12 protein-coding genes are annotated in these 13553 nt (G+C 39.4%); 1 reads left to right on the top strand and 11 read right to left on the bottom strand.

The window, feature by feature from the left end:
- Positions 1-350: 350 nt before the first annotated feature.
- The 11 genes from T7867_RS17630 to T7867_RS17580 form a co-directional block, all read right to left on the bottom strand.
- Positions 351-2015, bottom strand: a complete 1665-nt coding sequence (locus T7867_RS17630) for an SGNH/GDSL hydrolase family protein (RefSeq protein ID WP_157717633.1) — start codon at positions 2013-2015, stop codon at positions 351-353.
- 12 nt (positions 2016-2027) lie between these two features.
- Entirely contained in the window at positions 2028-4790 is a 2763-nt protein-coding gene (locus T7867_RS17625) for a TonB-dependent receptor (RefSeq protein ID WP_068224074.1), read from the bottom strand.
- Between the two features lie 233 nt (positions 4791-5023).
- Entirely contained in the window at positions 5024-5368 is a 345-nt protein-coding gene (gldC, locus tag T7867_RS17620; protein ID WP_068221462.1) for a gliding motility protein GldC, read from the bottom strand.
- An 11-nt stretch (positions 5369-5379) separates the two neighbouring features.
- The gene (locus tag T7867_RS17615; RefSeq protein WP_068221464.1) at positions 5380-6042 is read right to left on the bottom strand and encodes a 3-oxoacid CoA-transferase subunit B; all 663 of its coding nucleotides are present in this window, start codon (positions 6040-6042) and stop codon (positions 5380-5382) included.
- A 159-nt stretch (positions 6043-6201) separates the two neighbouring features.
- Positions 6202-6900: a CoA transferase subunit A gene (locus T7867_RS17610; RefSeq protein WP_068221466.1), complete on the bottom strand. Its 699-nt coding sequence runs from the start codon at positions 6898-6900 to the stop codon at positions 6202-6204.
- A gap of 11 nt (positions 6901-6911) precedes the next feature.
- A complete protein-coding gene (locus tag T7867_RS17605; protein WP_068221468.1) occupies positions 6912-7844 on the bottom strand; it encodes a bifunctional riboflavin kinase/FAD synthetase in 933 nt (310 codons plus the stop codon).
- Positions 7841-8542 (bottom strand): tRNA pseudouridine(55) synthase TruB, encoded by a 702-nt coding sequence (gene truB / locus T7867_RS17600; protein WP_068221470.1) that lies wholly within the window; start codon positions 8540-8542, stop codon positions 7841-7843. The genes T7867_RS17605 and truB overlap by 4 nt, the downstream gene beginning before the upstream one ends.
- Positions 8542-9333: an undecaprenyl-diphosphatase UppP gene (uppP, locus tag T7867_RS17595; RefSeq protein WP_068221472.1), complete on the bottom strand. Its 792-nt coding sequence runs from the start codon at positions 9331-9333 to the stop codon at positions 8542-8544. Before uppP ends, truB begins: the two co-directional genes overlap by 1 nt.
- Positions 9334-9546: a DUF3098 domain-containing protein gene (locus T7867_RS17590; RefSeq protein WP_068221474.1), complete on the bottom strand. Its 213-nt coding sequence runs from the start codon at positions 9544-9546 to the stop codon at positions 9334-9336. It lies immediately after the preceding gene.
- Between the two features lies 1 nt (position 9547).
- Complete coding sequence (locus tag T7867_RS17585; RefSeq protein WP_068224075.1) at positions 9548-10447, bottom strand: cell division protein FtsX; 900 nt, start codon at positions 10445-10447, stop codon at positions 9548-9550.
- Positions 10448-10817: 370 nt separating this feature from the next.
- Complete coding sequence (locus tag T7867_RS17580) at positions 10818-12539, bottom strand: ATP-dependent nuclease (protein ID WP_068221476.1); 1722 nt, start codon at positions 12537-12539, stop codon at positions 10818-10820.
- A 290-nt stretch (positions 12540-12829) separates the two neighbouring features.
- On the opposite strand from T7867_RS17580, the gene T7867_RS17575 reads away from it, so the two are divergent.
- A complete protein-coding gene (locus T7867_RS17575; protein WP_068221478.1) occupies positions 12830-13342 on the top strand; it encodes a hypothetical protein in 513 nt (170 codons plus the stop codon).
- Positions 13343-13553: the final 211 nt, after the last annotated feature.

The raw sequence follows: 13553 nt of genomic DNA, 5'->3' as shown, positions 1-13553 counted from the left end.
TCATAAGTGAGAATAACTCATTTCAAAAAGCTTATGCGTTCTTGAAGAGTTAATAAAAATCCCATTATGGGAATGAAGTCTAGCTATGGTCTTGATTTTGATTTTTGGCACATCATAAGTTTTGTGTAAGTAACAGATTGTCAATGTTTTATGATGTTTAGAGTTAGTTGGCAATGCCTTTGCCTATTATGTGTTGTGGTTACAATCGTAACCTGGTTGGTTAGTGAAGTTGATGGTTAATAATCTATTTGGTTGAGGTGAACCCCGAAGAATACGTCTTCGGGGTTCTTTTTTTATGCATAAAAAAAAGAGGCCGAAGCCTCTTTCAATATAATTTCAATACTTCTGCTTTAGAAGTCTCTTGCGAGTATGCCTCTTAGAGCAGTTACGTTTACCATAGGAATATCAGCACCTTTTTGATTATTCAATGCCTCAATAATAAGGTTAGCGATAATGGCATGACCTCTTGGGTTTGGATGAATACCATCGGTTGAGAAAATACCGTTAGGAGCAAAGTCTGGTTGAAGGTTGTGGCCTTCTATCATAATACCTAAAGTGCCATCTGCTCTTGCTTCTGCTGCATCTGCGAAAGCTGCTAAGGCTGGGTTTGCACCATTCGATGGATCGAACAACGCATTTGCTAAAGCTGGCGAAAGTCCAAAGGCATCTGCAAAAGCAGGCTGAACATCTACTAAGGTGATTGATCCATTAGCCTGTGCGTTGATTCCCGCAACAACTCCTGCAATTGTAGCATTATAAGTAGCTGTCATTTCTACTACGGTTTCAAACTCCTCTATATTGAGGAATAGGCCATCACCATCTGAGTTTGATGGATTTAAAAGGTTGTATCCGAGAGGGATAACCGCACCAATAGTAGTAGTAGGGGTATTGGCTGAGTTATCACCATCAGCTTCAGTACCTAATAGAGAACCTGCAGTCAATAATGGTAACTCACCATTTCTCAACGGTCGAGATTGCTCATAAGGTCTTAGCTGCTCTCTTTGAGCCGCACTGATTCTGTTTAATAGAAGTAATAAGTCAAATTTTGGACCTAGGTCTTCAAGTTCAGTGTCGTGAGCCAAGATTGGATTTGCACCAGCAGAATAAGAGATTTCTCTTTCATCGTAGTCTGCCTGAGTAATCAGATTGGCTTCAACCATTCCTTCTAGCACTTGATTTACAGAGCCAAGACCTGCATTCAACTGATCTGCGGTAGCTTGATCTAGCGTAATGGCATTCCATTTTACTGCTCTAAAGTAAGGAAGCAGTACAAAAGGAGGGAGTGTCATTACTACTCCTTCTGCGCCTGACTGTACCAACGCGCCTAAAGACTGTTCTAGTGCACTTTGGAAGTTAGGTTGACTAGTAATGCTACTTTCGTCAACTCCACCAGCAACAGCGTAACCAAGAATGTCATTGTTGCCTAACCAATAAGAAAAGAAAGTAGGTGTGGTAGACAAGGCATCTCCCAACACTGTACTAGTACCAGGGTTAGAGGCAAACCTCAAATAATATGGATTTGCAAAGCCAGGGTTTGTTGCATCAGTTATTTTCATACCTGGTACACCAAAATTGTTCAACTCTGACTTGTTTCCGCTAAAGTCACCAATTGCTTCACCCACTGTTGGCACTGGTCTTTGTTGAGCAAGGCTTAGCTCATATCTTCCTAAGATATTAGTTCCTGAAACCCCTGAAAAACCATTAGCTGAATTAATATCTGGTTGGTTAAAAGAACCACCTCCTACACCCTGAATAGCAAACTGAGTTGCCAATAGGTTAGGGAATGAATGGTTCTGCCCGTTGGTGTAGAGCGCATTGTCCATAAAACCCGCTGTAATTGAATTACCTAGCGAGATATAATTGGAAAGGTCTAATACTCCACCGTCTCCAGTTTCGGCACCAGGTAGCGGGTTATTGTCTAGCTGTTCTTGTACTAGTATGTCTTCTTCATCGCAGCTAAACGTAATGAAAGCAAGCGGAAGTAGAGCGAATAAGTATGTTTTAAGTCTTTTCATTTTCATTCTCAATTAATTGAAGAATTCGTCAAACGTGATTTGGAAGTAGTAGATGCTACCTAATGTTGGGTTACCAAATGAGGTTGTATAACGCTCATTAAGAATATTGCTAGCACCAAGTTTTAAGGTAGACTTCCACTCAGGCACTTTATAAGAAACCTGAGCATCTAGTGTTCCAAAATCAGGAATTACACCAGTACCAAAAGAAGATTCCCAAAGGAATGCTTGCTGCCATCTATAGTTTACTTGGAAACCAAGCTTATCAGTTACCTTACGGTTACCTACTTGCAGATTGAATCTATATTCAGGAGTGTTGTAAGAAGCTCTAAAGCCTTGAGCAATAAGGTCGCTTTGAGAGATTAGTTGGTTGAATGCCACGTTACCACCAAGGTAGTAGCCACCATCTAAGGTATAATCAACTTCAACAGCCCAACCTTGTGCTTCTACATTACCATCAGCATTGATGTCAAAACCGAATCTTTGTGTAGGAACAGAACCATCAACTATATCTTGACGAACAGCAGGGCTATCGTCTACTTTTGAACCTCTAATACCATTAGGTACTGCTTGAGTGAAATCGATCTCCGCAATGAAGTCTGAGTATCTACTGTAGTAGTAGTAAGCATCAACAAGAAGTCTACCGTCTAGGAAAAGACCTTTATATCCTACTTCGAAGGTGTTAACCTTTTCAGTTTTAAAACCATCGTCTACTCTAGTTTCCAAAACCAAAAGATCTGGGTTGCCAGCAGCTCTAGCAGCCGCTACACTTTCACTTCTGTAAGTGTTTTGAGGAGAGAAGTTGTATCTATTTACCAATAGCTCATTGCTACCAATTAGTCTTCTAGAAACCACATCTAAGTCAATGAATTGATCTTGAGTAGTGGGGATACGGAAACCTCTCTGGAATGAACCTCTAATGTTGTGATTGTCTGCAATTGTACCAACTGCTGAAATTCTTGGAGAAAGCTGGCCTTCAAAGTTCTCGTTTTTATCATATCTAACCGAGCCTTGAAGCTTCAGGTTGTCGTCTAAAAAGTTCTTAGAAACTTGAGTATAAGCACCAAACTCATCTATGCTTACTTCTTCGCCATCATTAGTTAAAGCGAAAAGAGTACCCTCAGAATTCAATGAGTATCTTCTCCAGTTTGCACCAACTACTACATCGGCCCACTCAATTCTTTCACCTAAATCCCAGCTACCTTCCATATGCCAAAGTGCTGATTTGTCTAAGAACTTAGCACCACCATCGGCAATAGAAACTTGTCTTAGTGAATTGGCTAAGGTTTCGAATTCAGCAGAACCTGGTTGAGGCTGAGCTGCATCTGCTGCCTGACGTGCTGCAGCGTGAGATTGTTCAATTGATGCACCTGTTAATCTTGCACCTGCAAAAGTCTGAAGATACGGAGATAAGTAAGTTTGCTGGTTAATCAATGAAGCTAAGGTGTTAGCTGCGTAACTATCGCCTGAGTTCTCTTGGGTGGTGTAAGCTCTAGCGTAGAATTCCGAACCTCTTAATTCTACTTTGGCAGTAGTAATTGAGAAATTATCTAGTACGAATCTATCGTTGGCAGTGTATACCGTGCTACCTGCACCATAATTTACTTGACCGAATAACTCTAGTTTGTCATTCAATCTGTAGTGAAGCGCACCTCCAAACTTTATACTTTCAGTAGTATTGTCTACGAACGAGTTCTCGGTGAAACCAGTAGGAGTAAAATATCCGTCCTGATCGTCAGGGAAAAGGGTTCTTAATGGAACTAAAGAAGTTGTTCCACCTGCAATGGCAGCATCTGCTACAGCCCCTACGGTAATACCGAAGTCACCATATACGTTTACACCATCATAAAAACGATTGTTACCTCTTTCGGTAGTGCCTCTTTCTACAGCACCACCAGTAGCCAAACCTTGGTCTCTTGTGTCTATACCTACAAAGTCTGTAGCTCTTAGGTAAGAACCTGTTACTTTAAATGCTAGTTTGTTATTGAAGGCTTTAGCCCATCTAAATCCATAATCTTGGTAAAACTCTTGTTCTTCAGAAGCACCATAATCTACACTGTTTAAACCAGTTTTAGCATAAACGCTAAGTCCTTGATACTCGAAAGGGTTTTTAGAGTTTAGCAGTAAAATACCGTTTATCGCGTTTGGTCCGTAAAGGGCAGAAGCTGCACCAGGTATTAATTCAGCAGACTCAAGGTCTAGGTCGTTAATACCTACAATGTTACCTACGGCAAAGTTTAAGCCTGGTGCTTGATTGTCTATACCATCTATCAACTGAACGAATCTGGTGTTACCGTTTGCTCCAAATCCACGAGCGTTGATCGATTTAAACGTTAAACTTTGGGTACTAAAGTCTATACCTTTTAGGTTAGCTAAGCCTTCATAAAATGAAGGGGCTGCAGTGGCTTTAATATCCAGAATGTCTAGTTTTTCAATAGAAACAGGAGAGGTGAGGATGTTCTCTTCGAACCTAGAAGCAGATACTACTACTTCTTGACCGAATATGATTTGTTCCTCCATTTTTATTTCTAACCCAGTAACATTTGATTGAGTGATTTCTACTTCTTGTGGAGTGTAGCCAACATAAGAAAAAATCAATGTTAGTGGTGCTGATTGATTGACAGTGAGGTTGAAATCTCCATTGGCGTTTGAGATTGTTCCAACCACTTTGTCTTTTACCCGAATGTTAACTCCGGGTAGGGTCTGACTGCTAGCAGCGTCAATAACTCTACCAGATATCTTTACCTGATCTTGAGCAAGCGCAGTAATCGATTGCATTAAGAGCAGGACCGGTAGCAGACCTTTAAAAATTTTCATCAAGTTCTTCATACTAAGGTTTTTGAAACAAATAAAGTTTGGCGGTCCTATGATCTCAGAAATTGAATCATAGGCATCAGTCCAAAAATACAATGTTTTTGATGTTTAAAAAGTACCGCGCGTAATTTTATTCGTCATGCATAATATTTCTGCAAGAACGGCAAAGCGCGGTTTTATAGCATATAGGGTGAATTCTATTGGGAATTTTTGCGGTTTTCCTCTTCAAGGTGTTTTACCAGTTTATCACAAAGCCTGTTCATAGCAGAAGACATGAATTCGTCTCCAGTAGAGTTCAATATGCTTTGTGCTAGACCACCTAAACAATCCACATAAAAGCGCTTCATTTCGTCTACAGGCATTTCTTTGTTCCACAAATCAATGCGCAAAGTGCTCATGGTGTTGTGATCCCAAATGGCCAGGTTAAAGGCCTTTGTTTCCTCTTCTCCAGGAATGTCTTTGTCGGTAGCATCCCAGGTAATGGTTTCTGGAATAGCGTCTTTGTCTAGTTTTATTTTCAGCTTAATCTCTGAATCTTTCATTTCTGTATTAGTTAGTCTATTTGCATTTCAGGAATTTCTCCTTCAATAATTAGTTTTCCTTCTGTAGCAGCTTCTATTTCTTCAACAGATACGCCAGGTGCTCTTTCAATTAGTTTAAAGCCACCTTCAGGAAGTACATCCATTACGGCTAAGTCTGTCACTATCTTTTTTACACATCTGATACCTGTAATAGGAAGGGTACACTCTTTTAATAATTTAGAGTCTCCACTTCTGCTGCAGTGCTGCATGGCTACAATGATGTTTTCTGCCGAAGCCACCAAGTCCATAGCTCCACCCATGCCTTTCACCATTTTGCCTGGAATCTTCCAGTTGGCAATGTCGCCATTCTCTGATACTTCCATAGCTCCAAGAATAGTGAGGTCTACATGGCCACCGCGAATCATAGCGAAGCTTTCTGCTGAACTGAAAAGTGAAGAACCAGCCATGGTTGTCACCGTTTGCTTTCCTGCATTGATTAAATCAGCATCTACTTCTTCCTCTTCAGGGAAAGGACCAATACCTAATAGCCCATTTTCAGATTGAAGCACCACATTAATATTGTCAGGAATAAAGTTGGCCACTAGGGTAGGGATGCCAATGCCTAAGTTGATGTATGTGCCATCTTGAACTTCTTGGGCAATACGTTTTGCTATACCTATTTTGTCTAAAGACATAATTTGAAAATTTGAAGATGAGTCAATTTGATGATTTACTGGTCGATATATTTTTCGAAAGCACTTTTATAATCGAACCTTTGAACCTCAATTCTCTGTCTGTTCTCATGTGTGTTTGTTAAGTGCATTATTAAATTACCGAATTATCTAATCATCAAATCATTTAATTTTAGTAGTTCGCTGTTCGATTCTCTTTTCGTAGTTTTTTCCTTCGAAAATTCGCTGAACGAAAATACCCGAAGTATGAATTTGGTTTGGATCTAACTCACCAACTTCAACTAGCTCTTCAACTTCTGCAATGGTGATTTTACCAGCAGTGGCCATCATTGGGTTGAAGTTTCTAGCCGTTCCTTTAAAGACTAGATTACCAGCTTTATCGCCTTTCCAAGCTTTCACTAAGGCAAAGTCTGCCCTCAGCCAAGATTCCAATAAGTAGTGTTTACCATCGAATTCTCTTACTTCTTTGCCTTCAGCTACCTCGGTTCCATAACCAGCAGGAGTGAAGAATGCAGGAATACCAGCTCCACCAGCCCTAATTCTTTCGGCCAAAGTACCTTGTGGAATTAGGTCTACCTCCAATTCACCCGAAAGTAGCTGTCTTTCGAATTCAGCATTCTCTCCTACGTAAGAGGAGATCATTTTTTTAACCTGACGGGTTTGAAGCATTAGGCCGATTCCAAAATCATCTACACCAGCATTATTAGAAATACAAGTAAGGCCAGTTACGCCTTTCTTTACTAGTGCACTGATACAGTTTTCGGGTATTCCACATAGGCCGAAACCACCCAACATGAGTGTGGCGTTATCAGGAATGTCTGCAATGGCTTCTTCAGCATTGTTGACCACCTTATTAATCATAGCAATTGATTTTATAGTTTACTTAATCGCTCAGTAACCGACTGCTTGTCAATTTTGAGCTGCTCCTTCAGCGCATCGAGCGAGCTGAATTTAATTTCCTTCCGAATCAAATCTACAAATTCAATTGAGATCTCACTCTCATAGATATCTTCATTGAAGTCAAAAATGTTTACTTCAATTGTTTTATGGTCGCCACCAATGGTTGGGCGGTTACCAATGTTGAGCATGCCATCGAATTTGTTGTACTTAAGACAAACACGAACGGCATATATACCATCGGCAGGAATGAGTTTGTAGTTTTCTTTAATGGAAATGTTGGCTGTAGGGAATCCTAAAGATCTGCCAATTTTTTCACCATGCACTACACGGCCAGTAATGGCATAGTTTCTTCCTAAAAATGTATTGGCTTGTTGTACATCTCCAACCTCTAAGGCTCTGCGGATTTTTGTAGAGCTGATGCCTATTTCTTCAATATCCTGACGAGGAATTTCTTCTACCTCGTAGCAATATTTATCAGAAAATTGGTGTAGCTCTTCCAAACCACCACTTCTGTCTTTACCAAAACGGTGATCGTAGCCAATGATTATTTTCTTGGTTTGAATGCGTTCACTGAGTATTACTCTAATGTAATCTTCGGCCTGCATGGAGGCAAACTCCTTAGTAAAAGGCACTTTAACCAAATGGTCGATACCGTACTCTTCTAGCAGGTTTGCTTTTTCTGGAAAAGTAGAAAGCAGTTGGAGTGAGCTGTCCCAAGGCTTTAAAACCAACCTAGGATGAGGCCAATAGGTGATGAGCACTGTTTCGCCATCAATTCTGCGGGCTTCTTCTTTTAGGCGATCTATGATTTTCTGATGGCCCATGTGTACGCCATCGAAAGTGCCAGAAGTAACAACGGCATTTTTTATATTTTCAATAGCTTCTGTTCCCAGATGAATCTTCATGAAAGCTCTTTTAGAAAGTCTATCAGTTGTTCTAACTGATAAGCATTTTCAACATCAAATTCGCCAATTTTAGTTCTTCTCAAGCTACTTAAATGTGCTCCCACACCTAAGGCTGCACCAAAATCGTTAGCTAAGCTACGAATGTATGTGCCTTTTGAACAAACTACACGGAATTCAATTCGGGGTAAATCTACTTTGGTGAGTTCGAATTCTGAAATAGTCACCTGTCTCGATTTCAACTTTACGTCTTCTCCCTTACGAGCCAGTTCGTAAACTCTCTTTCCGCCCACTTTAATGGCAGAGTGAATGGGAGGGGTCTGGCTGATTTCTCCTAAAAATGGCTGTCTGGCCTTTTCTAGGCCGGCCTCAGTAATATGGTCTATGGCAACCGCTTCTGTAGGTTCCGATTCCAAATCGTAGGTTGGAGTGGTCTGACCGATAGTGAAGGAACCAGTATACTCCTTTTCCTGCCCCATAAAAGTCTCAATAGACTTGGTCATTTTGCCTGTGCAGACAATGAGCAAGCCTGTAGCCAATGGGTCTAAGGTACCAGCATGGCCTACTTTCTTAATCTTGATGTTGTTGCGAACCTTCTTTACAACATCGAAAGAAGTCCACTCCAATGGTTTGTCGATCAGTAATACCTGACCAGCAAGAAAGTTTTCTTGCTTACTTAGTTCCGGATCTAAATTCAGCATTAAGCTAGGGTGTAGATGATGGCAATAATACCAACAATCAGGCAGTAGAAGGAGAAATATTTAAGTTGACTTTTCTTTACCAGCGCAATCATCCATTGGCAAGCGATTAAACCAGCCACAAATGCAGCTATAAAACCAACTATAAGAAGGCTGGTCTCGGTTTGTGTTTCGGCCAAGTCTCCGCTCAAAATATCTTTAGCCATTTTCCCTAAAATCAATGGTACGACCATTAAAAAGGAGAAACGCGCTGCTTTTTGTCTATCTACTCCTAAAAGCACTGAGGTAGAAATAGTTGCTCCAGATCTTGAAATTCCAGGTAGAATAGCTACTGCCTGAGCCACACCTATTACAAATGCGTTTTTGTAAGACACAGGATTCAATGTGCTTTTGGCTTTATCGGCCAAGAAAAGTAAGCCAGCAGTGAGGATAAGCATAGAACCTACCAGCAGAAGGTTTCCACCGAAAAACTGCTCAATCTCTTCTTCAAAAAGAACACCAACCACGGCTGCAGGAATCATAGAAATGATGATTTTCAAAGAGAATCGAAACTCCTCATTGTTCTTGAATTGGAGTAATCCCCTGAGTATTTCAGCAATATCTTTTCGGAAGATGACAATGGTGCTCAAAGCAGTGGCTGCATGCAAAACCACAGTCATTAGTAAGCTTTCTTCTGGTAAGCTATTATCGCCAAAAATGGCTTTGGTAATCTCCAAGTGTCCGCTACTGCTTACAGGGAGAAACTCAGTTAACCCTTGAACCAAGCCAAGAATTAGGGCTTCGAACCAAGTCATTTATTTTGATTTTTTGAAAATAGCGAAGAACTCTAGGATAAAGCCAGCCATAATTACGATTGGGCCGAGGGTTAGGCCTAAGAAGCCTTGTCCGTGCTGCTCACCGTCTAATGACATGATAACGAAACCAACCAATATGGTTCCTAATCCGATAAGCATCCACTTATAATTTTCTTTGCTGAAAGCGAAGTTGTTCTTTTTCTTTTCCGACATACTAATAGAGTTCGTCCAAAGACATTTTCAAATACTTGTTCATGGCTTTGATGGTGCTAAAGTAAGAGATTAAAGCCCCTAATAAAATCAAAACGCCATAAAGCGCTAATATCAATTCTTGCTGCTGAAGCTGATCTAAGCCTTCCACTTTTTGGTTGGCAAACTGCTTGAGCCCAAATAAAAGTCCTGAAGCAATTAAACCAGCAATGGCACCATGAAGCAAAGACCTAGAAAGGAAAGGCTTCTTGATGAATCCGCTTTTGGCTCCAACCAACTGCATACTCCTGATCAGGAATCGCTGTGAGAATAATGCTAGCTTAATAGAATTGTTGATCAACAGAATGACAATAATGGTCAATAGGGCAGCAATACCCACCAGAATAAGACTGAGTTTGGTTAGGTTGCTGTTAATTGAGTCGACCAAGTTTTGCACGTAAGTTACTTCATACACACCACTGATATCTTCAATGACATTCGCTATGCTATCCAGTTTGGTATTGGTCTGATAGGTTGGTGCAATTCTGATTACGTAGGCATCTCTCAACGGATTCTCACCTAAAAATTCAGTGAAGTCTTCTCCGGTTTCTTCAATAAACTGGGTGGCCGCTTCTTCTTTAGAAATAAAGTTAATCGGTTCTTCTCCTTCTTCATTGAGAATGAAATCGCTAGAAGTGAGCGTGCTTTGAATTCTGTTCTTTTGGCTATTAGAAAGGTCTTTGTTCAGATAGACTTGTACTTCAATATTCTGCTTGATAATAGAAGTAAGCTTGTTGGCTTGCAGAATAACTATGCCGAATAAACCGATGACAAATAAGGCTAGAGTTGCACTAAAGATGACACTGACGTAGTGGTATGATCCGAGTTTCTTTTTGCGCTTATGTTTCTTGATTTCCTTAGCCAATGCAGAATGATTTGAAGTCAAAAATAGTAATTAATTCAAAAGGGTAACTGAGGGAGGATGTTAATATTGTTTAATCGACCGCAGGCTTAATGTTGAATGTTTGATGTTCAATGTTTAAGGTTTAATGGTGAATGTTCAAAGTTTAATGTTTGATGGTGAATGGGAGGGGGAATGAGAATGGTTTGGGTATGGACCATGGCGTGTTTAAGTTCGTATTTCGTTTATCTAAGTAGCGAAATCTTTGAATTCGCATAGTAATTTCTTTTTCACACTAGGCGCATTCAGAGAATTCGCGGTCTATCAAGTAACTACAAACCTATCGTAATCCACCGACACGACATGGTGTCATAGGTATTGTTGTACAGCTTTTTTATTTGTTAGCATACTTTTCGAAGCGTTTAATTATGTATCTATAAGAATAGGGAAGATTTTGTCTTGTCGAATTCTGAATTACATGCAATAGTAGGGATACCTCTTTTAAAGCATCTTCTTTGTTCAAAAAAAGGTATGCTGTATTTCTTTGTTCTGGTTGTACATTTAAATAGTTGTAAACTACATTTTGTGAATTAGAAGTAGCTAGTAAATCCATTTCTAAATTATATTTCATGCATATGACATCAAAATCAGGTGTAAGTTGTAACGACTTAGTGTGGTTGTTTGCAAGATAGTCTTCGATTATTGATCTCTTACTTTCGTTATCAAAAAGCTCGTTTATTAGTTGATTCGATTTAAATGTTTTACCGTACTTAAAGAATCCTCTACCATCTCTACTGTCCACTTTTTTGTTATTTGAATATGGGAAGAAAAAGTCTTTGTCAATTACAAAGGTCTTTTCAAGCTCTAAATCCCGAATTAGATAAAAGGCGTACTTTAATGATGTTATTCCTCCTAATTCTAGTACCGAGATACCAGATTTTTCGATGTTAATCTTATTTCTATCCAGAAGTTCCCTGAAGACTTCAGAGTCAGTGTCGCTTTCTGTAACTAATATATGGTTAGCGAAAAAAAACTCAGAGTTCCTAAACCTGTGAAACTTATTGTATTTTAATTCATCAAGACTGTAATCATTCCAAAATGTTGAGGATAACTGTTTGATTTTTGTTTTAAACTTCCTTTTAGGGTCTGTTACTTTTCTAACTAATATAATGTCAGAATGGTCTAATTGGTCAATAATTACAGTAGAATGAGTTGTGAAAATAATCTGGACATCATTTTCATTGATTTCATCTAACAAAGAATGAATTAACTCTTTTTGCGCTTGTGGATGTAAATTGACTTCAGGTTCCTCTATTCCGATAATGAAATTTGAATGGTTTAGCTCAGCTAAATATTTATATACAGAAATCGCTACTAAACTTTGAATACCACTACCACATTCTTCTAAACTAAAATCTCTATCCCCTTCACTTATTTTTATTATTAAATCATTGACGAACAAGTCGTAACTCAAGGGGAATTGACTGTCTATGTTTATTTTAAAGCCTCTTTTTGCTAAATATTTTCCTTCAATTCCTTGAGCAACTTTGTTTAGAGCATTATCCTTAAAATAATTGAACGCACTTTTTACTTTAGGTGTTAACGTATCTCTTTTTGCAGTATGACTAGTGAAAAAAGTATCAAAAAGCTGTCTCAAAACACCGGTTTCATTTCTTAGGTTGTGCATAGAACCTCTTTCAGAAGGAATCAAAACAAATTGAATACCCTGATGCAATTGGTCTAATTCATCTTCAGTTAATGCACGGTATTTTTTGTTGGTATCAAATACCGAGTAGTCTAATCTTTTTCTTTTTTTATTATACTCATGTTTGATGGATAGATAACCGTTCTGAACGTATTTGCTTAGGATAGAATCTTGTTGAACATTCGTAAAAACAATAGTTATTCTTGGTACTGTATTAGTAGAGCTATAAAGGTTAGTGCCATCCTTATAATATTCGATTTCATTTTTTGGATTAAAAAAAGAGTTTAATGCTCTCATAACTCCCGATTTTCCAGAGTTGTTTTGCCCTACAATTGCATTTAATTGGCTTAAATGAAACTCTCCTTTATCGATTGACCTAAACTTGGAGATTTCAACTTTAAAAATTTTCATTGATTGCCTGTTATTACTTTTTTACGCTGTACAACGTGTGCTAATGCCCATAAACGTGAGCGTTAGCACACCATATTGGTGTGCTGCTATATGCACCTTTTAAGTTTTTAAGAAAATCACAGGGGAGATTGAATATGTGTGTGTTTTCTTGAGGTCAAGAAAGTTAATTCGGGGTTTATTTGCAAGGGTAATATGGTAAGCCGTAGCTCTAACTAGTCTTAGCATCTGGCTAAGACATATGAGACCAAGTGAGGTTTAGCATTCCATAGGGCTTTTACTAATTTCACGGAATGCAAGAGAGTTCGCAGCCTGCCATTCTTATTAAAGGTGCTAAAGCCAATAACCTTAAGGATATTTCGCTTAAAATTCCCCACAATCAGTTGATTGTAGTTACGGGTATTTCGGGTTCTGGAAAGTCTAGCTTGGTCTTCGATGTAATTGCTCAAGAAGGGCAGCGCAGGTACTTCGAAACCTTGCCTTCTTTCGCCCGAAAATTTATGGGTAAACTCAATCGCCCAGAGGTAGATGAAATTGAAGGGCTTTCTCCAGTCATTGCTATTGGTCAGCGCACAAGTGGTTCTCACGCAAGGTCTACGGTAGGAACTCTTACCGATATCCACGATCTACTCCGATTACTTTTTGCCAGAACAGGAGAGACCCAACGAAATATAAAACCTCTCACTAGTCTTAGCGTCTCGCTAAGACTTTTATATTTGAATACAATCAGTCTTACTTTGCTAGTTGGTGACAATACAGCAAGGGCACAGGCGGTTACCGATACGGTTGCGTCTAAGTCATTCTGAACGCAGAGAAGAATCCTATCCGCAAGCAAGGATTTGCAAGGCCGCATAAGATGCTTCGTACCTCAGCATGACCCCTAACTCCCCTAAAGGGGATTTTAGCTTCATCAGTTCGAAATCTTCATCATTCACCCTTTAGGGCAGGGGTAGAAGCTAGATTGATTAACAGGACTACTAGGCTGCATAAGATGCTTTGTACCTCAGCATGATCCTT

The organism is Roseivirga spongicola (assembly GCF_034376045.1).
In the GTDB taxonomy this organism is placed as follows: Bacteria; Bacteroidota; Bacteroidia; order Cytophagales; family Cyclobacteriaceae; genus Roseivirga; species Roseivirga spongicola.
Note: the sequence above shows the minus strand (reverse complement) of the source record. Positions and strands in the feature narration are given on the sequence as shown.

Excerpts from the sequence above, each read along its gene's own strand:
- gldC (WP_068221462.1), bottom strand. The coding sequence starts at position 5,368 with ATGAAAGATTCAGAGATTAAGCTGAAAATAAAACTAGACAAAGACGCT.
- uppP (WP_068221472.1), bottom strand. The coding sequence starts at position 9,333 with ATGACTTGGTTCGAAGCCCTAATTCTTGGCTTGGTTCAAGGGTTAACT.
- T7867_RS17625 (WP_068224074.1), bottom strand. The coding sequence starts at position 4,790 with ATGCAATCGATTACTGCGCTTGCTCAAGATCAGGTAAAGATATCTGGT.
- truB (WP_068221470.1), bottom strand. The coding sequence starts at position 8,542 with ATGCTGAATTTAGATCCGGAACTAAGTAAGCAAGAAAACTTTCTTGCT.
- T7867_RS17590 (WP_068221474.1), bottom strand. The coding sequence starts at position 9,546 with ATGTCGGAAAAGAAAAAGAACAACTTCGCTTTCAGCAAAGAAAATTAT.
- T7867_RS17580 (WP_068221476.1), bottom strand. The coding sequence starts at position 12,539 with ATGAAAATTTTTAAAGTTGAAATCTCCAAGTTTAGGTCAATCGATAAA.
- T7867_RS17575 (WP_068221478.1), top strand. The coding sequence starts at position 12,830 with ATGCAAGAGAGTTCGCAGCCTGCCATTCTTATTAAAGGTGCTAAAGCC.
- T7867_RS17605 (WP_068221468.1), bottom strand. The coding sequence starts at position 7,844 with ATGAAGATTCATCTGGGAACAGAAGCTATTGAAAATATAAAAAATGCC.
- T7867_RS17610 (WP_068221466.1), bottom strand. The coding sequence starts at position 6,900 with ATGATTAATAAGGTGGTCAACAATGCTGAAGAAGCCATTGCAGACATT.
- T7867_RS17615 (WP_068221464.1), bottom strand. The coding sequence starts at position 6,042 with ATGTCTTTAGACAAAATAGGTATAGCAAAACGTATTGCCCAAGAAGTT.
- T7867_RS17630 (WP_157717633.1), bottom strand. The coding sequence starts at position 2,015 with ATGAAAAGACTTAAAACATACTTATTCGCTCTACTTCCGCTTGCTTTC.